Consider the following 1,683-nt stretch of genomic DNA (forward strand, 5'->3'; position numbering starts at 1 on the left):
GGGAAACCAGTGGTTTTTATAAGTGTTGAGAAAATAGATCCAACTCCCTAACAACAGCACAGAACCTAGATTCCAATACAGCTCATTGATGGTCACCCGAGTCGCATATTTCTCTGAACTGGAAATGCTGCCTTACCTCCAAATGAGGGAGGAGGGAATTATCAGGCTTTGCTAAGGTAACCTTGTTCACAGTGACTATTAAATATTTACTCTTCTGGTAAGTGTATTTGTCGAATTTGTTGTGAGCATTGAGCTTCAGCCATAAACAACCACTCATAGTAAAGTTCAATGATACTCTCTTTCGAATATTGCATCGTTCTGACACAATCGCCAATCACTTTACTTCGCACCATTTGCCCAATATTTGATAGGCCTTTAGCAGTACACAGTATCGCTTACATGTATCTGTCAAAATATAAGTATCCATCAAACCAGAAAAGTGAAGGCATATGTTCAATTTGCTGTGCGCAAAGCCAAAGTATCCGCAGCCCCCTAGTCTATATTCCATACGAAGACTTATATCATCAATATTAATAACCAGAGGTAATGTTTTGACTTCGGCTAGTTGAATACCTAGTTAGGTTAGATACTTAGGGTAGCCGGTAAGTCGGTCTTTAATATAGAGGGGTTATTGACCGCCTTCTCTGCATCAATCAAGGTACCTAAATAAGCGACCTTAATACTGATATTAGAGTCTATTATGCAGAGTATTGACAACTATACGCGAAGCGCTGGCATTCTTTTCGCGCAAAAGGCTAGCGACAGCGAACGAAGTGAGTACGCTTCTTTTGCGCAAGGTGAAATGAGCGAGTTTAACCGCTATGCAAAAAACCCGCTGCATTTCTGCAACGAGTTTGACGTACATGGATGTACTAATGTCGATTAGATTCATGGATGAATGCTGTTAATCGACCTTTATTTGGCGCTTTTGGTGCGCTACGCAGTAGAATGTCCTACTTTCACATGGACGAAATGAGACCGAAGCGAAGCTTCGCAGTTATCGTGTAAAGGGATAATGACAGCGAACGAAGTGAGTACATTCTCTTTACGCAAGGTGAAATAAGCTATTTTAAACAGCGCCGATTGAAGTATTGGCGCGATGGAACCCAGCTTCAGGGATGAATAGACAACGCAGAACTATCTACAAAGAAATAACGTAATCCAATAAAACAAAATGAGCCGTTTTAACTGTTGTTGAGGGACTCTATTTAAAAGGAGTAAAAGCTGTGAAGGTTGATCCCTTCACCTTGCGCTATTGTGCAAAAGGTTAGCGACAGTGAACGAAGTGAGCACGCGCTTTTTACGCAAGGTGAAATGAGCTATTTTGGCTGTTGCCGAGGGACTTAAAAGCAAAAAACCCGTCGCATTTCTGCAACGGGTTTGACGTACATGGATGTACTAATGCCGATTATTAGATTCATGGATGAATTAAGTGCAAAGTACAATGACATAGAGCGAAGCGAGTGCATTAACTTTGCGTAAGGTAAATTGAGCCGTTTTAACTGCAACGTGTTTCTTTAATTGGGCCCTTGGTGCGCTGCGCAGTAGAATGTCCTACTTTCACATGGACGAAATGAGACCGAAGCGAAGCTTCGCAGTTATCGTGTAAAGGGATAATGACAACGAACGAAGAGAGTACATTCTCTTTACGCAAGGTGAAAAAAGCTATTTTAAACAACGACG

1 protein-coding gene is annotated in these 1,683 nt (G+C 41.5%); it reads left to right on the plus strand.

Features of this window, described 5'->3' with window-relative positions; genetic code table 11:
• Window positions 1–700 precede the first annotated feature (700 nt).
• Window positions 701–886 carry a hypothetical protein gene (locus N477_RS21610; RefSeq protein ID WP_063364260.1) on the plus strand — a complete coding sequence of 62 codons (186 nt, stop codon included), beginning with the start codon at window positions 701–703 and terminating at the stop codon, window positions 884–886.
• Window positions 887–1,683: the final 797 nt, after the last annotated feature.

It is taken from the genome of Pseudoalteromonas luteoviolacea H33-S, from assembly GCF_001625695.1.
GTDB lineage: Bacteria > Pseudomonadota > Gammaproteobacteria > Enterobacterales > Alteromonadaceae > Pseudoalteromonas > Pseudoalteromonas luteoviolacea_B.

Coding starts and splice junctions, on each gene's coding strand:
- N477_RS21610 (WP_063364260.1), top strand. CDS start 701: ATGCAGAGTATTGACAACTATACGCGAAGCGCTGGCATTCTTTTCGCG.